Here is a 21,396-nt window from a genome sequence, read left to right on the forward strand (position 1 = left end):
GACCTTGTCGGCGGCCTCGGCGTCCTTGGTGGCGGCTCTGGTGTCCTTCGCCTCGGCCTTGGCGGCGGCCTTGGTGTCCTTCGCCTCAACCCTCGCAGCGGCCTTGGCGTCCTTTGCCTCGGCCTTGGCCGCAGCCTTGGCGGCCCTGGTGGAAGCTCTGGAGTGCTTGCCCGCCGGGGCGGGCGCGAGAGCCTGGGGTTGAGCCGGGGGCTTCGCCGCCTCTTCCAGGAGAGCCCTGACCCGGGCCGCGTCCGGGCGCTCCGCCGGATCCTTGTGGAGCAGCTCCGCGATGACCTCGGCCATGGGCCCCGTCGGCGTGGCGGCCAGGGGGACGGTGTTGAGGACGGAGTGCAGGGTCGCCGGGATGTTGCTGCGGCGGAACGGGGAGACGCCCTCCGTGGCCGTGTACAGCACCACGCCCAGGGACCACAGGTCGCTCGCCGGGCCGGGACGGTGCCCCAGCAACCGCTCCGGGGGTATGTACTCGGGCGAGCCGACGAAGCCGCCCGTGCTCGTCAGGTTCGTCTCGCCCTCGATCTGCGCGATGCCGAAGTCCGTGAGGACGACCCGGTCGTACCGGCCGAGCAGCACGTTGTCCGGTTTCACATCGCGGTGCAGCACTCCCGCCGCGTGCGCCGCCTCCAGCGCGCCCAGCACCTGCAGGCCGATCCGGGCCACCTCGGGCACGTCGAGCGGACCCTCCTTGATGGCGTCGCCGAGCGTGCGTCCGTGCACCAGCTCCATCACGATCCACGGGCAGCCCTCGACCACGGCCACGTCGTGGACGTTCACCACCGCCGGGTGGTCGAGCCGGGCCGCCGCGCGCGCCTCGCGGCGCATCCGCTCATGGGCGTTGGCCCGTTCGCGATCGGGGAGGTAGTCGGGGACGCGCGGCTCCTTCACCGCGACCTCGCGCTCCATCATCTCGTCCCTGGCCCGCCACACCGTGCCCATCCCACCGTGGCCGAGCTTGGCCAGCAGCCGGTAGCGGCCGACGATCAGCCGCCCGGCACCCGGCTCCCGTCCGGCCGGCGGTATCGGTGGCTGCAGGAGGTAACTGGTCGGGTCCTCTGCCGTGGGGCGGGCTCCCCCGTCGCTGTTCATGGTCCATCTCTACAGTGCCGGGCCTCGGTGGAGCCAGCGGCTCCGGGGCCCGGCACAGACCCGTGACCTCATCGAAATCCACCGGTTCGCCCGGCTAGACCCAGGTGTCCAGCCACATCCGGGACCGCCAGTTGTCGATGGGGATCGCCTGGCCCGTGTAAAGCGGCCAGAAGTAGATGAAGTTCCACGCGATCAGCAGCACCAGTACGCCCGCGCCCGCCGCGCCGACGACCCGGCGGGTGTCGCTGGAGCCGGGTGGGCCGATGATCGCGCCGAGCAGCATCGCCAGGGCCAGGCAGAGGAACGGGACGAAGACGACCGCGTAGAACAGGAAGATCGTCCGCTCCTGGTAGAGGAACCAGGGCAGGTAACCGGCCGCGACGCCGCAGGCGATGGCGCCCGCGCGCCAGTCACGGCGGAAGGCCCAGCGCCACAGGACGTAGAGGATCGCGAAGCAGGCCGCCCACCACAGCAGCGGCGTGCCGAGGGCGAGGACCTCACGGGCGCACTTCTGGCCCGCGTCCGCCGGACAGCCGTCGGCGCCGGGGGAGGGGGACTCGTAGAAGTACGAGACCGGGCGGCCCAGGACGATCCAGCTCCACGGGTTCGACTGGTAGGTGTGCGGGTCCGACAGATGGACGTGGAACTTGTACACCTCGTGCTCGTAGTGCCACAGGCTCCGCAGCCAGTCCGGCGAGACATGGGACCAGAAGCCGCCCTTGCCGTCGGTGGCCGCCCAGTTGCGGTAGTAGCCGCCCTTGCCGTTGGCCGGGGAGAGGATCCAGCCCGTCCAGGAGACCAGGTACACGACGATCGCCACCGGGACCGTGGCCAGGAACGCCAGACCCGTGTCGTACTTCAGCACCGCCAGGTACGGCAGCCGGGCACCGGCCACCCGGCGTGCGCCGACATCCCACAGCAGCGCCATCACACAGAACGCCGCGAGGATGTAGAGGCCGTTCCACTTCGTGCCGATGGCCAGGCCGAGCATCACGCCCGCCGCCCACCGCCACGGCCGCCACCCGAGCCGGAGGCTGCCTGCCACCTGGGCGTCGGGGCGCACCCGGCCCTCCGCGTCCACCGGCAACGCGGCGGCGAGCCGTTCGCGTGCTCTGTCCCGGTCGACGACCAGGCAGCCGAAGGCCGCGAGCACGAAGAACATCAGCACGCCGTCGAGCAGCGAGGTGCGGCTCATCACGAAGTGCAGCCCGTCCACCGCCAGTAGCGCGCCGGCCAGGCAGCCGAGGAACGTCGACCGGAAGATACGGCGCCCGATCCGGCACAGCATGAGCACGCTCAGCGTGCCGAGCAGCGCCGTCATGAACCGCCAGCCGAACGGGTTGAACCCGAACATCAGCTCGCCGAGCCCGATGACGTACTTGCCGACCGGAGGGTGCACGACATACGCCGGGTCCGCCGGGACGCCCACGTGCCCGGCGTGTTGCAGGATCAGATCGTTGGCGTTCTTGTCCCAGTTGACCTCGAAGCCGCGGTGGACGAGCGCCCAGGCGTCCTTGGCGTAATACGTCTCGTCGAATATCACCGCCTTCGGGCTGCCCAGGTTCCAGAACCGCATCAGGCCCGCCATCAGCGTCACCAGCAGCGGCCCGAGCCAGCCGGACCAACGGGTGAGCCGTTCCGCCAGGGGCCGGGGCACCCCCAGCACCAGCCACAGCCGGGGGCTGGGCTCGGCGTACGGCGGCACCAGGCGGTCGACGACACCCCTGCCGTCGCCGTCGCTTCGGGGCCCGGGCGCGTAACCGAACCGGCGCAGCCGCTGCTGCCACGCCGTCTGCGACTGGTCGTGCGGGGCCTGCCCCTGCCGGGTGTCGGACGTGGAGGACGCGGTACTGGTCACCGCGCCATCGTAGGGAACCCTTCTGTGCGAGTCCCGTGCATGGTCGGTACCTCCGCGCGCCCTGGGAGGATGGGACCGTGACTGGAACCCTTGTTTTGGCGGGCACCCCCATCGGCGACATCGCGGACGCGCCGCCCAGGCTCGCGACGGAACTCGCCGCAGCCGACGTCGTGGCGGCCGAGGACACCCGCCGGCTGCGCCGGCTGACGCAGGCGCTGGGCGTCACCCCGAAGGGGCGCGTGGTGTCGTACTTCGAGGGCAACGAGTCCGCCCGGACCCCCGAGCTGGTCGAGGAACTGCTGGGCGGGGCGCGGGTGCTCCTCGTCACGGACGCCGGGATGCCCTCGGTCTCCGACCCCGGCTACCGGCTGGTCGCGGCGGCCGTCGAGAAGGACATCCGGGTCACCGCCGTACCCGGACCGTCCGCCGTGCTGACCGCCCTCGCGCTGTCCGGGCTGCCCGTCGACCGGTTCTGCTTCGAGGGGTTCCTGCCGCGCAAGGGCGGCGAACGGCTGTCCCGGCTGCGGGACGCCGCCGGGGAGCGGCGCACCCTCGTCTACTTCGAGGCCCCGCACCGGCTGGACGACACCCTGGCCGCGATGGCCGAGGTGTTCGGCGCGGACCGGCGCGCCGCCGTCTGCCGGGAGCTGACCAAGACGTACGAGGAGGTACGGCGCGGACCGCTCGCGGAGCTCGCCGCCTGGGCGGCCGAGGGCGTGCGCGGCGAGATCACCGTCGTCGTGGAGGGCGCCCCCGAGCCCGGGCCCGGTGAGCTCGACGCCGCGGAACTGGTGCGCCGGGTGCAGGTGCGCGAGGAGGCGGGGGAGCGGCGCAAGGAGGCGATCGCCGCGGTGGCCGCGGAGGCGGGGGTGCCCAAGCGGGAGGTGTTCGACGCGGTGGTCGCGGCGAAGCACGCCGGATGAGGTTTCTGCGCTCTGAGCTGCGGAAACTCCGCGTCTGAGCGCGGCGCCCCTCCCATGAGCGCGCGCCCCATACGGTGGCAAAAGAAGCTTCGCGTAAAGCAAAGGCCAGACCCCGTGTCCGGGTCGATCGGCAAGCGGAGCCCAAATCGGCTCCAACACTCGACAGGACCCCTGGGCAGTCGTGCCGGTGTGGGCATCCACTGGTCGAAGGGAACATTCCGTCCCCTTTTCAGTTCCACGTTCCAGCGGACACGAGGAGCCGGCATGGGCGAGATCGCACGGCAGACCGTTCACGAGTCCTACTCCTTCGCCTGCATGCGGTGCGGGCACGGCTGGGAGCAGTCGTACGAGATAGAGCACCACACCGGCGCGGACGGCCACGAGTTCGTCACGTACCTGGCGGACGGCCGTGTCGTGCCGTCCCCGCTGAGCCGTCCCGCCTGCCAGAACTGCGACGGCCACGTCGTGCGGATCATGCGGCCGGGACAGGTCTCGTCGGTGCGGTCCGCCTCCCAGGGGCACCACCACGGGCACGGGGCGCCGACGCCCCCGGCGGACGCCCCCGTGCCCGCCGCCGGACCGAGGCACCACCACTGGCATCTGTCCGACCTCCTGCACCCCTTCCATCGCAAGGCGGGCTGACCCGCTTCGGTGCGACGGGGCTTTCGTAGGATCGGGGCATGCCTTCGAACGCCGACAAGAACGCGGCACCGCCGCTCCCGGAGCCCCTCCGGGTGCCCGTCGCCGACTCCCACACCCACCTCGACATGCAGTCCGGCACGGTCGAGGAGGCCCTCGCCAGGGCCGCGTCGGTGGGAGTGACGACGGTCGTCCAGGTCGGCTGCGACATCAAGGGCTCCCGATGGGCGGCCGAGACCGCCGCGTCGTACGACAGCGTCCACGCCACCGTCGCCCTGCACCCCAACGAGGCGCCCCGCATCGTCCACGGCGACCCCGACGGCTGGTCCCGGCAGGGCGCCCGCACCCCGGGCGGTGACGCGGCGCTGGACGAGGCGCTCGCCGAGATCGACCGGCTGGCCGGGCTGCCCCAGGTGAAGGGCGTCGGCGAGACGGGACTCGACCACTTCCGCACCGGACCCGAGGGCATGGCGGCGCAGGAGCGGTCCTTCCGCGCCCACATCGAGATCGCCAAGCGGCACGGCAAGGCGCTGGTCATCCACGACCGTGACGCCCACGCCGACGTGCTGCGCGTGCTCAAGGAGGAGGGCGCGCCGGACCGCACCGTCTTCCACTGCTACTCGGGGGACGCCGGGATGGCCGAGGAGTGCGCGCGCGAGGGCTACTTCATGTCATTCGCCGGGAACGTCACCTTCAAGAACGCCCAGAGCCTGCGTGACGCCCTCGCCGTCGCCCCGCTGGAACTGGTGCTCGTGGAGACGGACGCGCCCTTCCTGACCCCGGCGCCGTACCGGGGCCGGCCCAACGCGCCGTATCTGGTCCCGGTCACGGTGCGTGCCATGGCCGCCGTGCGCGGTGTCGACGAGGACACGCTGGCCGCGGCCCTGGGGGCGAACACGGCCCGCGCCTTCGGTTACTGACTGTAAATAATTCATACGTTCGTTGGGCAACAGTCCGTAGTTGCGCCGCTTTGGAGAGTGACGTCCGCTCGGTTAGGTTCTGGGGCCGTGAGCAAGCCGCAGTACGACACCTACGGACCCGGCGCCTCCGTGCACACCGCGGAGACACTGCCCTACGGAGTGCGCGAGGACACCTACCGGCCCGCCTACGAACAGCCGGCGGAGCCGCCCCGCGCCGGGCGGGCCGCCCACCGGCGCGGGGCGCGCACCGCCCGGCGCCCCGAGTCCGCCGTACGCCGGCTGCTGCCGCAGGCGCTCGTCGTGGCCTTCCTCGCCGGCGGCACCACCGCGTTCGTCGCCGAGGACAAGGCGATCGAGCTGACCGTCGACGGCAGTCCGCGCACCCTGCACACCTTCGCCGACGACGTGTCCGAGCTGCTCGCCGCGGAGGGCGTGCGCACGGCACCGCACGACGTGGTGGTGCCCGCCCCCGGCACCGCGCTGGCCAGCGGTGACGCGGTCACCGTGCACTACGGCCGCCCGGTGCGGCTCACGGTCGACGGCCAGCAGCGTCAGGTGTGGACCACCGCGCACACCGTGGAGGGGGCGCTCCAGCAGCTCGGGGTACGGGCCGAGGGCGCCTATCTGTCGGTCTCCCGCTCCCGGAGCATCGGCCGGACCGGGCTCACCTTCGACATGCGCACCGAACGCGCCGTCACCGTCGTCGCCGACGGCCGGGCCCGCACCATCCGCACCAACGCGGCGACCGTCCGCGAGGCCGTCGAGGAGGCAGGGATCACCCTGCGCGGCGAGGACGCCACCTCCGTGCCGCCCGACGGCTTCCCCCGGGACGGGCAGACGGTGACCGTGCTGCGGATCACCGGAAGCAAGGAGATCCGCGAGGAGACGATCCCGTACGACGTCACCCACACGCCCGACCCCTCGCTGCCGCGCGGCACCGAAGTGGTCGAGCGCGCCGGACGTCCGGGACTGCGCCGGATCACCTACCTCGTACGAAGCGTCAACGGGGTCCGGCAGCGGCCCCGCCCGGAGCGGACCGAGGTGGTGCGGGAGCCGCGCACCCAACTGGTGCGGGTGGGCACCAGACCGCATCCGCCGTCCGTGCGGGGCGCCGACCACCTGAACTGGCACGCCCTCGCGAGATGCGAGTCCGGCGGGGAGCCGGACGCGGTGGACTCCTCGGGCACGTACGGCGGCCTCTACCAGTTCGACAGGCACACCTGGCGCAACCTCGGCGGCAGCGGACGCCCGCAGGACGCGTCCGAGGAGGAGCAGACGTACCGGGCGAAGAAGCTGTACCTGCGGCGCGGGACCAGTCCCTGGCCGCACTGCGGGTCACGGCTTCAGGACTGAGCGGCCGGTTCGGCGCGGTTCACGCGTCCGGGGGCCGGGGCGGGGCGGGGGGCCGCTCACCGGCCCGTACCCTTGTCCCGTGAGCAGCCCCACCCCAGACGCCCTCCTCGGCGCCACCGACATCCGTGAACTCGCGGCGGCGCTGGGCGTGCGTCCCACCAAGCAGCGCGGTCAGAACTTCGTGATCGACGCGAACACGGTGCGCCGAATCGTCCGTACCGCCGAGGTCCGTCCCGAGGACGTGGCCGTCGAGGTCGGCCCGGGGCTCGGCTCCCTGACCCTCGCCCTCCTGGAGACCGCCGACCGGGTCGTCGCCGTCGAGATCGACGACGTACTCGCCGCCGCGCTGCCCGCGACGATCGCGGCACGCATGCCGGAGCGCGCGGACCGGTTCGCACTGGTCCACTCGGACGCCATGCACGTCACCGAGCTGCCCGGCCCGCCCCCCACGGCACTGGTCGCGAACCTGCCCTACAACGTGGCCGTACCGGTACTGCTGCACATGCTCGAAACCTTCCCCAGCATCGAGCGGACGCTGGTGATGGTGCAGGCGGAGGTCGCCGACCGGCTCGCCGCCCCGCCCGGTTCGAAGGTGTACGGCGTGCCCTCCGTCAAGGCCAACTGGTACGCCGAGGTCAAGCGGGCCGGTGCGATCGGCCGCAACGTCTTCTGGCCCGCGCCGAACGTGGACAGCGGCCTGGTCTCCCTCGTCCGGCGGACCGAGCCGATCAGCACGACGGCCTCCCGGCGGGAGGTCTTCGCCGTGGTCGACGCGGCCTTCGCCCAGCGCCGCAAGACGCTGCGGGCGGCGCTCGCCGGATGGGCCGGGTCCCCGGCGGCCGCCGAGGCGGCCCTCACCGCCGCCGGTGTCTCACCGCAGGCCCGCGGGGAGTCGCTCACGGTCGAGGAGTTCGCGCGGATCGCCGAACACAGGGAGCCGGCCGAGTGAGCGTCACCGTACGGGTACCGGCGAAGGTCAACGTCCAGCTCGCCGTGGGGGCCGCCCGGCCCGACGGCTTCCACGACCTGGCCAACGTGTTCCTCGCCGTCGGGCTGTACGACGAGGTCACCGTGACCCCGGCGGACGAACTCCGCGTCACCTGCGAGGGACCGGACGCCGGACAGGTCCCCCTGGACCGCACCAACCTCGCGGCGCGCGCCGCGCTCGCGCTCGCCGAGCGGCGCGGCATCGACCCCGCCGTGCACATCCACATCGCCAAGGACATCCCGGTGGCCGGAGGCATGGCGGGCGGCAGCGCGGACGGCGCGGGCGCGCTGCTCGCGTGCGACGCGCTGTGGCGCACCGGCGCCAGCCGGGCCGAGCTCCTCGCCATCTGCGCGGAACTGGGCAGCGACGTGCCGTTCGCCCTGGTCGGCGGCGCGGCGCTCGGCACCGGACGGGGCGAGCGGCTCACCGGCCTGGAGGTCGGCGGGACGTTCCACTGGGTGTTCGCGATGGCCGAGCGGGGACTGTCGACCCCGGCCGTGTTCCGCGAGTTCGACCGGCTGGCCGAGGGCCGCACCGTGCCCGAGCCGGTGGCCTCCCGGGAACTGCTGGACGCGCTCGCCAAGGGAGACCCGGACGCGCTGGCGTCGGCCGTCTCCAACGACCTCCAGCCCGCGTCCCTCTCCCTGTTCCCCGAACTGGCCGACACCCTCGCGGCCGGACGCGGGGCGGGCGCGCTCGCCGCGCTGGTGTCGGGCTCCGGCCCGACGACCGCCTTCCTCGCAGGGGACGCCGAGTCGGCGCGGAAGATCGCGGAAACCCTGAGCGCATCGGGCACATGTCGCACGGTACGGACCGCCTGCGGCCCGGCCGCGGGGGCGACGGTGGTCTGAGCGGGCCTGTGCCCGCCGGGACCGAGTGACGGAAAAGCGACTGCTGGGCGCCGACTACCCTGGGGGCCGATCCATCCCCCCGGGCAGGAGTGAAATGGCCGTCAATCTGGTCAATGTCGAGAACGTCAGCAAGGTGTACGGCACCCGTGCCCTGCTGGACGGTGTCTCGCTCGGCGTGTCCGAGGGCGACCGGATCGGTGTGGTGGGCCGCAACGGCGACGGCAAGACCACCCTCATCCGGATGCTCGCCAAACTGGAGGAGGCCGACACCGGACGGGTCACGCACTCCGGCGGGCTCCGGCTCGGCGTGCTCACCCAGCACGACTCCCTCGACCCGGCCGCCACCGTCAGGCACGAGGTCATCGGCGACATGGCCGACCACGAGTGGGCGGGCAACGCCAAGGTCAGGGACGTACTGACCGGACTGTTCGGCGGCCTCGACCTGCCCGGCTTCCCCAAGGGCCTGGACACCGTCATCGGACCGCTGTCCGGCGGCGAACGGCGCCGGATCGCGCTCGCCAAGCTGCTCATCGACGAACAGGACCTGATCGTTCTCGACGAGCCCACCAACCATCTCGACGTCGAGGGCATCGCCTGGCTCGCCCGCCACCTGCGGGACCGGCGCTCCGCCCTGGTGTGCGTGACCCACGACCGCTGGTTCCTCGACCAGGTGTGCACCCGCATGTGGGACGTGCAGCGCGGCGACGTCCACGAGTACGAGGGCGGCTACTCCGACTACGTCTTCGCGCGCGCCGAGCGCGAGCGCATCGCCGCCACCGAGGAGACCAAGCGGCAGAACCTCGTGCGCAAGGAGCTGGCCTGGCTGCGGCGCGGCGCGCCCGCCCGCACCTCCAAGCCCCGCTTCCGCGTCGAGGCCGCCAACGAACTGATCAGGGACGTGCCGCCGCCGCGCGACACCAGCGAGCTGATGAAGTTCGCCTCCTCCCGGCTCGGCAAGACCGTCTTCGACCTCACGGACGTCACCGTGCAGGCCGGCCCGAAGACGCTGCTCCAGCACGTCACCTGGCAGCTCGGACCCGGCGACCGCATCGGCCTGGTCGGCGTCAACGGCGCCGGCAAGACCTCGCTGCTGCGCGCCATGGCCGACTCGGCACGCACCGAGGGCGAGGCACAGCCGGCCGCCGGCCGGATCGCCGTGGGCAAGACCGTCAAGCTCGCCTACCTCTCCCAGGAGGTCGCCGAACTGAACCCCGCCCTGCGGGTTCTGGAGGCCGTTCAGCAGGTGCGTGAGCGCGTCGACCTCGGCAAGGGCCGTGAGATGACCGCGGGGCAGCTGTGCGAGACGTTCGGCTTCGGCAAGGAGAAGCAGTGGACGCCGGTCGGCGACCTGTCCGGCGGTGAGCGGCGGCGGCTCCAGCTGCTGCGGCTGCTGATGGACGAGCCCAACGTCCTCTTCCTGGACGAGCCCACCAACGACCTCGACATCGAGACCCTGACCCAGCTGGAGGACGTGCTCGACGGCTGGCCCGGCTCGATGATCGTCATCTCCCACGACCGGTTCTTCGTCGAACGCACCACGGACCGGGTCTTCGCCCTCCTCGGCGACGGGGCCCTGCGGATGCTGCCGCGCGGTATCGACGAGTACCTGGAGCGGCGTCTGCGCATGGAGGAGGCGGTCACCGCCACGGCCGCGGCCGCCGCGCCCCGGCCCGCCGTCCAGGAGAAGAGCGCCGCCGACCAGCGTGCCGCGAAGAAGGAACTCCAGAAGATCGAGCGCCAGTTGGACCGTGTCTCCGAGAAGGAGACCAAGCTGCACGCGCAGATCGCCGACAACGCGACGGACTTCGCGAAAGTCGCCGAACTGGATTCCCAACTGCGTGACTTGGCCGGTGAGCGGGAGGAGCTGGAGCTGCGCTGGCTGGAACTGGCCGAGGACGCCTGATCTTTCGGGCATATCGCACCGGGCGCGGGTGCGCCGCGTGAAGAGGGCGTGAAGGCTCATAACAACGGCATCACGGGCCGGTTCTCCCTTGGGAACAGGGGCGGGATCGGCCCCGTGTGCTGTCTGCGCCGGGTGATAGAAAGGTCCGTCGCCAGCCTTACGGCGTGGCGGAAAATCAGTGCACGAGGGGGAATACCGCTGATGTCCCAGCCGCCCGACCAGCCGCCGCAGCAGGGTGGTTTCGGAGTACCGCAGCCACCGCAACCGCCGCAGCCGGGTTACGGCCCGCCGCAGCCGGGTTACGGGCCGCCGCAGCAGCCCGCTCCCCCCGGAGCCCCCGGCCCCTACGGTCAGCCGCCGCAGCCGCCGGCCCCCGGGCAGGCGCCGCAGCAGCCGGCCCCCCACGGGCAGGTGCCGGAGCAGTCGGGCCCCTACGGTCAGCCGCCGCAGCCGCCGGCCCCCCACGGGCAGGTGCCGCAGCAGTCGGGCCCCTACGGTCAGCCGCCGCAGCCGCCGGCCCCCGGGCAGGCGCCGCAGCAGCCGGGCCCCTACGGACAGCCGCAGCAGCAGCCAGGCCCCTACGGACAGCCGTCTCAGCCCGGCCCGTACGGGCCGCAGCCCGGATACGGCTACGGCTACCCGCCCCAGCCGCAGTACCCCGGCGCGCCCGGGACCCCGCCGCCCGGTGGCTCCGGGAACCGCTTCAAGGGCAAGCCCGCGATGATCACCGCGGCCGTCGTGGCGGCACTGCTGGTCGTCGGCGTGGGCGTCTATGTGGCCACCGGTGACGGCGACGGCAAGAAGAAGCCGGTCGCCGAGGAGAGCGACCACGCCGAGCCCACCGGTTCGGCCGCTCCGGCGGACGACGACGGCTCGGACACGGAGAACCTCAACGAGGGCCGCGGGCCCGGCGACGCCAAGGTGCTCTGGTCCAAGACTGCCCCGGACGCGCCCGGTTCCGGCGCCGACGCGCCCGGCATGTGGATCACCGACAGCACGGCGGTGAAGGCGGCGTACAAGCAGGTCTTCGCCTACCGCGTCGCCGACGGCACCCCCGCCTGGGCCCCGGTCACCTTCCCGGAGAAGATCTGCGCGGTCACCCCGCAGAAGTCGGCCGACAACAAGGTCGTCGTGGCGTACATGAGCGGCACCAGCGACCGCGCCGAGTGCAACCGGCTTCAGCAACTCGACCTCGACACCGGGGTGAAGGGCTGGAGCGGCACGGTCGCCGACGGCGCGCTGTTCGACAGCACGACCTCGGTCCAGCTGACCATCGCCGGCAGGACGCTGATGGTGGGCCGCTCGCAGTCCGGCACGGCGTACGACCTGGCCGGCGGCAAGAAGCTGTACGACAAGAAGAAGTACGGCAAATGCTTCCCGAACGGCTTCGCCGGCGGCACCAACCGTCTGATATCCGTGGCCAGTTGTGACGCCCTGGGCGGCAACGAGCACGACGAGATCCAGGAACTCGACCCGGCGACCGGCAGGGTCCGGTGGACGCAGCCGGTGAAGAAGGGCTGGACGGTCGCCCGCACCTACTCCGTCGACCCGCTCGTGGTCTACATGACCAACGATGACAAGAAGGCCTGGAACATCTCCACCTTCACCTCCGCCGGCAAGTTCCGCTCGGAGGTCGGCTTCGACGAGGACTTCGCCCCGCAGTGCGACTGGAGCTTCCTCGCCCGCGACCTCCAGGGCTGCCAGGGCGTGGCCACCGACGCGGACACCCTCTACCTGCCGACCGATTCCTCCAGCGGCGCCAACGAGATCGTCGCGATCAGCCTCGCCAACGGCAAGGCGAAGTGGCGGGTGAAGTCCCCGGCCGACGAGGAGATGGCGCCGATCCGGGTCGAGGGCGGCAAGCTGATCGCGTATGTCCAGCCGTCGTACGACGCGGCCGGCCAGGTCGTGTCGATCCCGACCGCGGGTGCGACGCACCCGACGACGAAGCTGCTCCAGAACCCGAAGGGCGCCGCGGAGGCCGAGGGCGACTTCTACGACGGTGCCGTGGACTGGGTCGGCGGACGGCTCTACATCTCCGCAACCCGGCTGAACGGCAAGGACGACAAGAAGGAGAAGCTGATGCTTGCCTTCGGCAAGTGATCCCGGTCGCCCCGCCTCCGCTTCCTCCACTGTCCCCGTTGTTCGTCCCGTCCTTCAGAGGTGCCCAGCCGTGACCCAGCCGCCCCCTCCGCCGCCCGGCCAGCCCCCGCAGCAGGGCGGCTTCGGCCCGCCCCAGGACCAGCCGCCCCAGGGCCCGCCGACGCCTCCGCAGCCGGGGTACGGCTATCCGCCGCAGGCCCCGCCCGGCCCGCCCCCGCAGCAGGGCGGCTTCGGTCCGCCCCAGGGGCCGCCGACGCCCCCGCAACCGGCGTACGGCTATCCGCAGACGCCGCCGCCGCCGTCCGGCTACGGCTACCCGGGGGCCCCGCAGGGCGCCCCCCAGCCGCCCCAGGGCTACGGCTACCCCGGTCAGCAGCCGAACCCGTACACCCAGCCGAACGCCTACGGCCAGCAGCCCGGTTACGGCTACCCGGGCGGGCCCACCGTGCCGATCCCGTCGCAGCCCGGCGGGCGGAAGGCGAACAGCAGGCTCGTCATCGTCGTCTCGGCCGTCGTCGCGGTCGCCCTGATCATCGGCGGCGGCATCTGGTACGCGAAGTCGGGCGGTGAGGACCGGCACCGGCACGACGACCTGACCTCCGCCGGCCCCACCGGCGGCCCGGACGACAAGGGCAGCGGCGGCAGCAGCGGTGGCATGACCTCGGGCGGCACCGAGAAGGTGCCCTCCGACCCCGGCGCCGAGATGGCCTTCCAGGTCCCGATGCCCAGGACCGTCGACACGGTCGGAACCCCCGGCTCCTGGCTCACCGACAAGGTGTACGCCAAGAGCGGCATCGCCGAGATCAACGGCTACGACCCCGAGAAGGGCGGCAAGCTGTGGACGATCAAGCTACCCGGCCCGGTGTGCGCCACCACCGGCCATGTCACCTCGGACCACCGGACGGCGATCGCCTTCCGGCCGAAGATGCCCACGAAGAAGTCCACCGAGGGATGCAGCCAGGTGGCGGCGATCGACCTCGACGCGGGCAAGAAGCTGTGGACGCAGACGGCCAAGTCCGGTGACTATCCGATCTCGTTCGAGAACCTGACGGTCGCCCAGCAGACCGTCGCGGTCGGCAGCAGCTCCGGTGGTGCCGCCTTCGACATCCCCTCCGGCAAGGTGCTCTGGCAGCCGAAGCCGGGCGACACCTGCTACGACGCCGGGTACGGCGGCGGCGAGAAGCTGGTCGCGGTGCGCAAGTGCGGTACGTACGGCAACAGGCAGTTGCACATCCAGACCATCGACCCGAAGTCCGGCAAGGTCGTCTCCGAGTACAAGATGGCCCCGGGCATCGAGTACGCCAGCGTCGTGTCCACGGAGCCGCTCGTGGTGGCGGCCGAGGTCGGTGACAGCGCCGACGACGGCAGCGGCATCTCGGACTACTTCTCCATCGACAACAGGACCGGCAGGCTGCGCACCAGGATCTCGGCCCCCGCCGACGAGTACGGCGGCCAGTGCGACGGCATCACCCGTGTCGAGAACTGCAAGGAGATCGCGGTCGGCGGCGACCGGCTGTACGTGCCCACCGAGGAACACGAAGGCACCGGCGAGTACAGCCGGACCAACGAGGTCGTGGTCTTCGACCTCGCCACCGGCAAGCAGACCGGTCAGCGCGGCGACGCCGGTGACGGCTATACGATCTCCCCGCTGCGCACGGACGGCGGGAACCTGATCGCGTACAAGCGTGCGTCGTACGACAAGGGCGCCCGGATCGTCAGCCTCGGCGGTGCCTCCTTCAAGGAGACCGTGCTGCTGGAGAACCCGGCCACCGACGAGGCGCACTCGGTGGAGATCAGCATGCAGCCGGAGTACGCGGAGATCCTGTACTCGAAGGGACGCCTCTACATGTCCCAGATCTACGCCCACAAGATGGAGTCGTCCGGCACGGACTACCTGGCGGTCATGTTCCGGGCGGGCGGCTGATACCTCCCCCCGGTCCCGAACGGCGGGAAATCCCGAGATTCAACCGATCAGGGGCACATCTCGTCGGTAAGCGCGGCACGAGCTCGAACAAGCGTGTAGCTTCCGGGGCATGAAGGACAGGGGTGCCGGGGGGCCCTCTGTCCACGAGTACCAGTGGGCATCCATAGTGGGGCATCCATTGGGGGGTACTGGGGGTTGCTCTATGGGAGTGCGGCTCATGGTGGTGGACGACCACCGTCTGCTCGCGGAGGCGTTGGCGTCGGCGTTGAAACTGCGCGGGCACCGGGTGCTCGCCGCGGCGGCTCCGGCCGCGGGGGCGGCGGAGCTGGTGATCACTCGCGCGCCGGAGGTGTGCCTGCTGGGCACGGCGGCACCGGCCGAGCCGGGGGCCTTCGACCCGGTGCTGCGGATCAAGCGTGAGCGTCCGCACATCGCGGTGCTCGTGCTGGGCCCGGTGCCGTCACCGCGCGGTATCGCGGCCGCCTTCGCGGCCGGCGCCTCGGGGTATGTACGGCACGACGAGCGGATCGAAGGCGTCGAGCGGGCGATCATGAAGGCCAGGGCGGGTGAGGCGGCCGTCGCCCCGCAGCTCCTTCAGGGTGCCTTCGGGGAACTCCTCAACCCCGCCGCCCAGCCCGACGACGAGGGCCAGCGACTGTTGCAGATGCTGACCCCGCGGGAGGTCGAGGTCCTGGTCCGGGTCGCCGACGGGGAGGACACCCGGCTGATCGCGGCCGGCATGGGCATCGCCCCGAGCACCGCCCGCACCCATGTGCAGCGCGTGCTGATGAAACTGGGCGTCGGCTCCCGCCTGGAGGCGGCGGCCCTGGCGGCCCGGACCGGCCTGCTCGACAGGGCCGGCCCGACCCCCACGGCATCACGCGCGGACGACAGGCTCTAGTAGGGACGCTGCTCGCCCTGGCCCTCGGCCTCGTGCCCGGGTTCGGCGGGCGGCGGTGGTGGCGGGGTGGGCCGCAGCTTCAGCCAGGCCAGGAAGAACAGGCCGAGCAGCAGCATGCCGATGCCGGTCCACAGGTTGATGTTGATGCCCTGGGCCTTGGCGATCTCCTCGTCCGAGTCGGTCAGCCCGGCGATCGTGACGATGACGCCGTAGACGACGAACAGCCCGCCGATGATCCGGCGCAGGTCGAAGATGCGGGCGGCGGTCGCGGACCGCTGCTCCAGGTCGGAGACCTCCCGCTGGACGTCCTTCTCCGAGTAGCCGGGGCGGTCATGGTGGTCGGACATGGTTTCTCCATCCTCCCGCGGTCAGAACGAGAACGGGATGTAGCAGGCGGCGGCCAGCACCACCGCGCTCCAGCCCAGCAGGGCGGGCCTGCGGTACCAGGCGTCGTCGCCCGCGGCGGGCGGCTCTGCCATGCCGGGGGACGTGGTGCCGTAGACCAGGCCGGCCAGCTCGTCGGCCGGCTTCGGGGCGGTGAACAGGGAGACGGCGACCATGACCACCCCGCCGGCCACGAAGCCCGCGATCGCGGAGACGAAGTTGGCGCCCTGGTCGGTGGGGATGCCGATGACACCCTTCTTGTAGATGACGAAGTAGTTGACCATCGCCGTCACCGTGCCCGCGAGCAGCCCCCAGAACCCGGACTTCGCGGACGCGCGCTTCCAGAACATCCCGATGATGAAGACGACGAACAGCGGCACGTTGAAGAACGAGAACAGCGTCTGGAGGTAGGACATGATGTTCGAGAACGAGGACGCGAGGAACGCCGTGCCGACGGAGGCCAGCACACCGAGCGCGGTGATCAGCCGTCCGAAGCGGACGTAGTACGCGTCCTCGCGGCCCCGCACCACATAGCGGCCCCAGATGTCGTTGGTGAACACCGTGTTGAAGGACGACACGTTGGCCGCCATGCCCGCCATGAACGCGGCGAGCAGACCGGTCACCGCGATGCCGAGCACGCCGTTGGGCAGCAGCTGCTCCATCAGGTAGGGAATGGCGTCGTTGTACTGGAGCGACGAGCCGCCGGTGCCGATCTTCGGGACGAGGGCCGCGGCGACCAGACCGGGGATCATCACCAGGAAGACGATGAAGATCTTCGGGAACGCGGCGATCAGCGGGGTGCGCTGGGCGGCGGAGAGGTTCTTCGCGGACAGGGCGCGCTGCACCTCGGCGAAGTTGGTCGTCCAGTAGCCGAAGGACAGCACGAAGCCCAGGCCGAGGACGATGGTCAGCCAGTTCGCACCGAGCGGGTTGGGGCTGCCGATGCCGGTGCCGCCCCACGCGGTGACGAAGTCGTGGCCGTGCTGGGCGGTGAGCGTGTCGGTGAGCTTTCCCCAGCCTCCGACCTTCTTCAGGGCGAGCACGGTGAGGGGGATGAGGGCGGCCAGGATCACGAAGAACTGGAGCACCTCGTTGTAGATGGCGGAGGACAGCCCGCCGAGGGTGATGTAGGCGAGCACGAAGAACCCGGCGACCACGATCGCCACCCACTGCGGCCAGCCCAGCAGCGCCTGCACGACGATCGCGAGGGCGTACAGGTTCACACCGGCGATGAGGATCGCGGAGAAGGCGAACAGGACCGAACTCAGCAGATGGGCCCAGCGGTCGAAGCGCAGCAGCAGGAACTCGGGGACCGAGCGGACCTTGCTGCCGTAGTAGAAGGGCATCATCACCAGGCCGAGGAAGACCATGGCGGGGATGGCGCCGATCCAGTACCAGTGGACGGTGTAGGCGCCGTACTGCGCGCTGTTGGCCGCCATGCCCAGGATCTCGGTGGCCGCGAGGTTGGCCGAGATGAACGCGAGACCGGTGATCCAGGCGGGCAGGGACCGCCCGGAGAGGAAGAAGTCCAGGCTGGTCCGCACCGAGCGGCGGGCCGCGAAGCCGATGCCCAGGACGACGGCGAAGTAGATCCCGAGGATCGTGTAGTCGAGCCCGTTGGTGGGGAGCCGCAGCCCGGTCGCGGTATATGTGGGGATTTGCACCTCGCCATTGAACACGTCCGCTCATCCGCCTCGTTTGATTGCGATGTTGACTGCGATGGTGAGTTGTGTTTTGGTGTGTTCGTTTCTGTGCGAAGGTTGGGTGGTCGCGTAGTGGCTCGGATGGCTCGGGTTGGCTCGGGCAGCTCGAATAGGGAGTCCGGAGTTTTGAAGAAGACCTCGACTCGACTGGCCGACGGCCGTGAGCTGATCTACTACGACCTGCGGGGTGACACCGCGCGCACGACGGTGGACCGGCGACCCCTCGAACCCACCGTGACCACCTCCGAGATCCGCCGCGACCCCCTGCTCGGCGACTCGGTCGCCGTCGCCTCGCACCGGCAGGGCCGCACCTACCACCCGCCCGCCGACCAGTGCCCGCTCTGCCCCTCCAAGGGCGAACGGCTCACCGAGATCCCCGACTCCTCCTACGACGTCGTCGTCTTCGAGAACCGCTTCCCCTCCCTGGCCGGCGACTCCGGCCGCTGCGAGGTCGTCTGCTACACCCCCGACCACAACGCATCCTTCGCCGACCTGACACCGGCACAGGCACGCCTGGTCCTCGACGCCTGGACCGACCGCACCGCGGAGCTGTCCCGTCTCCCCGCCACCCGGCAGGTGTTCTGTTTCGAGAACCGCGGCGAGGAGATCGGCGTGACGCTCGGCCACCCGCACGGCCAGATCTACGCCTACCCCTTCGTCACCCCCCGCACCGCGCTGACCCTGCGCTCCCTCGCCGCCCACCGGGACAGCGGCGGCGGAAACCTCTTCGACGCCGTACTCGCCGGGGAACTCGCCGGTGAGCGGGTCGTCCTTGAGGGTGAACACTGGGCGGCCTTCGTGCCGTACGCCGCGCACTGGCCCTACGAGGTGCACCTGTACCCGAAGCGCCGCGTCCCCGACCTGCTCGCACTCGACGAGGCGGCACGCTCAGAATTCCCCAAGGTTTATCTGGAACTCTTGAGGCGCTTCGACCGGATCTTCGGCGACGGAGAGCCCCCCACGCCCTACATCGCCGCCTGGCACCAGGCGCCGTTCGGGACGCGGGAGGCTGAGCTCGACGGGGTGCAGCGCGACGACTTCGCGCTGCACCTGGAGCTCTTCACCGTCCGCCGTACTTCCGGCAAGCTCAAGTTTCTCGCGGGTTCCGAGTCCGGCATGAGCGTGTTCATCAACGACGTGCCGCCGGAACGCGCGGCCGAGCGACTGCGAGAGGTAGCGAGTTCATGAGCGGCAAGTATCTGGTCACCGGTGGCGCGGGCTATGTCGGCGGCGTCGTCGCCCGGCATCTGCTGGAGGCCGGCCACGAGGTCACCGTCCTCGACAACCTGTCGACCGGATTCCGGGAGGGCGTGCCCGCCGGCGCCGACTTCGTCGAGGGCGACATCCGGGACGCCGCCAAGTGGCTCGACTCCTCCTACGACGGAGTCCTGCACTTCGCCGCCTTCTCCCAGGTCGGCGAGTCCGTGGTGAACCCCGAGAAGTACTGGGCGAACAACGTCGGCGGCACCATGGCCCTGCTCGGCGCGATGCGCGAGGCGGGCGTCCACAGGCTGGTCTTCTCCTCCACCGCCGCCACCTACGGCGAGCCGGAGCAGGTCCCGATCATGGAGAGCGCCCCCACCCGGCCCACCAACCCCTACGGCGCCTCCAAGCTCGCCGTCGACCACATGATCACCGGCGAGGCGGCCGCGCACGGCCTCGGCGCGGTCTCGCTGCGCTACTTCAACGTGGCCGGCGCCTACGGCGTCCACGGCGAGCGGCACGACCCCGAGTCCCACCTCATCCCCCTCGTCCTCCAGGTCGCCCAGGGCCGCCGCGACGCGATCTCCGTCTACGGCGACGACTACCCGACCCCGGACGGCACCTGTGTCCGCGACTACATCCACGTCGCCGACCTCGCCGAGGCCCATCTGCTCGCCCTGAAGGCCGCCCGGCCCGGCGAGCACCTGATCTGCAACCTCGGCAACGGCAACGGCTTCTCCGTCCGCGAGGTCATCGACACCGTCCGCCGGGTCACCGGCCACCCCATCCCCGAGGTGGTCGCCCCGCGCCGCGGCGGCGACCCCGCCGTCCTCGTCGCGGCCGCCGACACCGCCCGCGAGCGCCTCGGCTGGCAGCCGTCCCGCGCCGACCTCGCCGGAATCGTCGCCGACGCCTGGGAGTTCGCACAGCACATCGCGAAGGAGAACTAGTGCGGGCACAGCGGGTCGCCGAGGAGTTCGCGAAGCTGTACGGCAGCGCACCGGACGGAGTCTGGTCGGCGCCGGGCCGGGTCAACCTCATCGGCGAACACACCGACTACAACGACGGCTTCGTCATGCCGTTCGCACTGCCGCAGGCCACCCTTGCGGCGGTCGCCCGGCGCACCGACGGACTGCTGCGCCTGCACTCGGCGGACATCGGGGGCGGCGCGGCGGGCGGCGTCGTCGAGCTGCCCCTGGACCGGCTCGCACCCGGCACCGACAAGGACTGGACGGCCTACCCGGCCGGGGTCGTCTGGGCGCTGCGCGAGGCCGGCCACCCGGTCACCGGCGCCGACATCCACCTGTCCTCCACCGTCCCGCCCGGCGCCGGCCTGTCCTCCTCGGCCGCCCTGGAGGTCGTGACCGCGCTCGCCCTCGACGACCTGCACGACCTCCGCCTCCCGCGCCGGCAACTGGCCCTGCTCTGCCGGCACGCCGAGAACGTCTACGTCGGTGCACCCACCGGCATCATGGACCAGACCGCGTCGGCCTGCTGCACGGAGGGCCACGCCCTCTTCCTCGACACCCGCGACCTCGCCCGGAAGCAGATCCCGTTCGACCTCGCCGCCGAGGGCATGCGCCTGCTGGTGGTCGACACCCGCGTCGAACACGCCCACAGCGACGGCGAGTACGGCAGACGCCGGGCCGGCTGCGAGAAGGGCGCCGCGCTGCTCGGTGTGGAAGCCCTCCGTGACGTGCCCCGCGCGGGACTGGACGTGGCACTGGCCCGCCTCGGCGACGACGAGGAAGTGCGGCGCCTGGTGCGTCACGTGGTCACGGAGAACGGGCGCGTCGAACGGGTGGCCGCGCTCCTGGAGTCGGGCTGCGCGGCGGCGATCGGCCCGGTTCTGACCGAGGGGCACGCCTCGCTGCGCGACGACTTCCGAGTCTCCTGCCCCGAACTCGACCTGGTCGTCGACACCGCCCTGGCGGCCGGCGCGCTCGGCGCCCGTATGACCGGCGGCGGCTTCGGCGGATCGGCGATCGTCCTCGTCCGCACCGCCGACACCGCCACGATCACCAAGGCGGTCGAGGAAGCCTTCGCGACGGCGAACCTCACGCCGCCACGGGTCTTCGAGGCGGCGCCCTCGGCGGGGGCCCGCAGGGTCAGCCGATCCGCTTGGTCAGGGTGTACTCCGTGACCCCCGGCGGGTAGTCGGGGATCACGCACACCACGTCGTACCCCTGTTTCCGGTAGAAGTCCGGCGCCTGGAAGTCCCAGGTCTCCAGGCGGGCCGTCCGGCAGTCCCGCTCCTCGCGGGCCAGCCGCTCCGCCTCGGCGAGCAGCCGGGAGCCGAGGCCCGAGCCGCGGTGGGGCGTGTCCACCCACAGATAGGTCACGTGCAGCCAGGTCGCCCAGGTGTGGCCGACCAGTCCGCCCGCCAGCCGGCCGGCCTCGTCCAGCGCCCACACATGCAGCGGTTGATCGCGTTCGCCCGGAGTGCCGCGCAGCGCGGCGAGGACGGGAGACGCCGTCGTGTTGGCGTCGAGCAGCCGTGAACGGAGAACTTCACGCCTCGCCTTGTCGACTTCCGTCTCAATACGAAACATGCGCCACACCATAAACGCGCCGGACGGCCAGTTCTGCGAATTGGCTTCCGCTTACGGCCCCCGTCCGTACTCTGATGGACAGTACCG

At 71.4% G+C, this 21,396-nt stretch carries 18 protein-coding genes; 13 read left to right on the forward strand and 5 right to left on the reverse strand.

All coding sequences use genetic code 11. From position 1 onward, the window contains the following. Together ACIPK3_RS15830 and ACIPK3_RS15835 are read right to left on the reverse strand one after the other, a co-directional pair. The coding region (locus tag ACIPK3_RS15830; RefSeq protein ID WP_402569977.1) for a serine/threonine-protein kinase at nucleotides 1-1,104 on the reverse strand (1,104 nt) is incomplete at its 3' end. A 94-nt stretch (nucleotides 1,105-1,198) separates the two neighbouring features. Further along, entirely contained in the window at nucleotides 1,199-2,962 is a 1,764-nt protein-coding gene (locus tag ACIPK3_RS15835; RefSeq protein ID WP_402569979.1) for a dolichyl-phosphate-mannose--protein mannosyltransferase, read from the reverse strand. Nucleotides 2,963-3,039: 77 nt separating this feature from the next. On the opposite strand from ACIPK3_RS15835, the gene rsmI reads away from it, so the two are divergent. From rsmI to ACIPK3_RS15885, 10 genes are all read left to right on the forward strand, one after another. Further along, nucleotides 3,040-3,885: a 16S rRNA (cytidine(1402)-2'-O)-methyltransferase gene (gene rsmI / locus ACIPK3_RS15840; protein ID WP_402569981.1), complete on the forward strand. Its 846-nt coding sequence runs from the start codon at nucleotides 3,040-3,042 to the stop codon at nucleotides 3,883-3,885. Nucleotides 3,886-4,149: 264 nt separating this feature from the next. Next, nucleotides 4,150-4,527 carry a hypothetical protein gene (locus ACIPK3_RS15845; RefSeq protein WP_402569983.1) on the forward strand — a complete coding sequence of 126 codons (378 nt, stop codon included), beginning with the start codon at nucleotides 4,150-4,152 and terminating at the stop codon, nucleotides 4,525-4,527. A gap of 38 nt (nucleotides 4,528-4,565) precedes the next feature. Further along, nucleotides 4,566-5,444, forward strand: coding sequence for a TatD family hydrolase (locus tag ACIPK3_RS15850; RefSeq protein ID WP_402569984.1), 879 nt, complete (start codon nucleotides 4,566-4,568; stop codon nucleotides 5,442-5,444). A gap of 87 nt (nucleotides 5,445-5,531) precedes the next feature. Continuing rightward, on the forward strand, nucleotides 5,532-6,797 hold the full coding sequence (locus tag ACIPK3_RS15855; RefSeq protein ID WP_402569986.1) for a ubiquitin-like domain-containing protein: 1,266 nt from the start codon (nucleotides 5,532-5,534) through the stop codon (nucleotides 6,795-6,797). 79 nt (nucleotides 6,798-6,876) lie between these two features. Further along, nucleotides 6,877-7,746, forward strand: coding sequence for a 16S rRNA (adenine(1518)-N(6)/adenine(1519)-N(6))-dimethyltransferase RsmA (gene rsmA, locus ACIPK3_RS15860; RefSeq protein WP_402569988.1), 870 nt, complete (start codon nucleotides 6,877-6,879; stop codon nucleotides 7,744-7,746). Further along, nucleotides 7,743-8,636: a 4-(cytidine 5'-diphospho)-2-C-methyl-D-erythritol kinase gene (locus ACIPK3_RS15865; RefSeq protein ID WP_402569989.1), complete on the forward strand. Its 894-nt coding sequence runs from the start codon at nucleotides 7,743-7,745 to the stop codon at nucleotides 8,634-8,636. Before rsmA ends, ACIPK3_RS15865 begins: the two co-directional genes overlap by 4 nt. A 94-nt stretch (nucleotides 8,637-8,730) precedes the next feature. Next, nucleotides 8,731-10,539, forward strand: coding sequence for an ABC-F family ATP-binding cassette domain-containing protein (locus tag ACIPK3_RS15870; protein WP_402569991.1), 1,809 nt, complete (start codon nucleotides 8,731-8,733; stop codon nucleotides 10,537-10,539). Nucleotides 10,540-10,740: 201 nt separating this feature from the next. Further along, nucleotides 10,741-12,642: a PQQ-binding-like beta-propeller repeat protein gene (locus ACIPK3_RS15875; RefSeq protein WP_402569992.1), complete on the forward strand. Its 1,902-nt coding sequence runs from the start codon at nucleotides 10,741-10,743 to the stop codon at nucleotides 12,640-12,642. 70 nt (nucleotides 12,643-12,712) lie between these two features. After that, a complete protein-coding gene (locus ACIPK3_RS15880) occupies nucleotides 12,713-14,566 on the forward strand; it encodes a PQQ-binding-like beta-propeller repeat protein (RefSeq protein WP_402569994.1) in 1,854 nt (617 codons plus the stop codon). Nucleotides 14,567-14,768: 202 nt separating this feature from the next. Beyond that, a complete protein-coding gene (locus ACIPK3_RS15885) occupies nucleotides 14,769-15,467 on the forward strand; it encodes a LuxR C-terminal-related transcriptional regulator (protein WP_402569996.1) in 699 nt (232 codons plus the stop codon). On the opposite strand, the gene ACIPK3_RS15890 is transcribed toward ACIPK3_RS15885, so the two are convergent. Both ACIPK3_RS15890 and ACIPK3_RS15895 read right to left on the reverse strand, forming a co-directional pair. Further along, the gene (locus tag ACIPK3_RS15890) at nucleotides 15,464-15,814 is read right to left on the reverse strand and encodes a hypothetical protein (protein WP_402569997.1); all 351 of its coding nucleotides are present in this window, start codon (nucleotides 15,812-15,814) and stop codon (nucleotides 15,464-15,466) included. The two genes, ACIPK3_RS15885 and ACIPK3_RS15890, sit on opposite strands and share 4 nt — an antisense overlap. 21 nt (nucleotides 15,815-15,835) lie before the next feature. Continuing rightward, complete coding sequence (locus ACIPK3_RS15895) at nucleotides 15,836-17,515, reverse strand: sodium:solute symporter family protein (protein WP_402569999.1); 1,680 nt, start codon at nucleotides 17,513-17,515, stop codon at nucleotides 15,836-15,838. Nucleotides 17,516-17,680: 165 nt separating this feature from the next. Here ACIPK3_RS15895 and galT point away from each other — a divergent pair, with 165 nt between their 5' ends. From galT to galK, 3 genes are read left to right on the forward strand one after another with little or no spacing between them, the layout of a single operon-like run. Continuing rightward, a complete protein-coding gene (gene galT, locus ACIPK3_RS15900; RefSeq protein WP_402570001.1) occupies nucleotides 17,681-18,742 on the forward strand; it encodes a galactose-1-phosphate uridylyltransferase in 1,062 nt (353 codons plus the stop codon). Continuing rightward, nucleotides 18,739-19,707 carry a UDP-glucose 4-epimerase GalE gene (gene galE / locus ACIPK3_RS15905; RefSeq protein ID WP_402570003.1) on the forward strand — a complete coding sequence of 323 codons (969 nt, stop codon included), beginning with the start codon at nucleotides 18,739-18,741 and terminating at the stop codon, nucleotides 19,705-19,707. The genes galT and galE overlap by 4 nt, the downstream gene beginning before the upstream one ends. Next, a complete protein-coding gene (gene galK / locus ACIPK3_RS15910; RefSeq protein ID WP_402570005.1) occupies nucleotides 19,707-20,900 on the forward strand; it encodes a galactokinase in 1,194 nt (397 codons plus the stop codon). The genes galE and galK overlap by 1 nt, the downstream gene beginning before the upstream one ends. On the opposite strand, the gene ACIPK3_RS15915 is transcribed toward galK, so the two are convergent. Next, entirely contained in the window at nucleotides 20,866-21,321 is a 456-nt protein-coding gene (locus tag ACIPK3_RS15915) for a GNAT family N-acetyltransferase (protein ID WP_402570007.1), read from the reverse strand. The genes galK and ACIPK3_RS15915 overlap by 35 nt on opposite strands. Nucleotides 21,322-21,396: the final 75 nt, after the last annotated feature.

Origin of the sequence: Streptomyces sp. NPDC086787 (genome assembly GCF_044745865.1) — a bacterium.
In the GTDB taxonomy this organism is placed as follows: Bacteria; Actinomycetota; Actinomycetes; order Streptomycetales; family Streptomycetaceae; genus Streptomyces.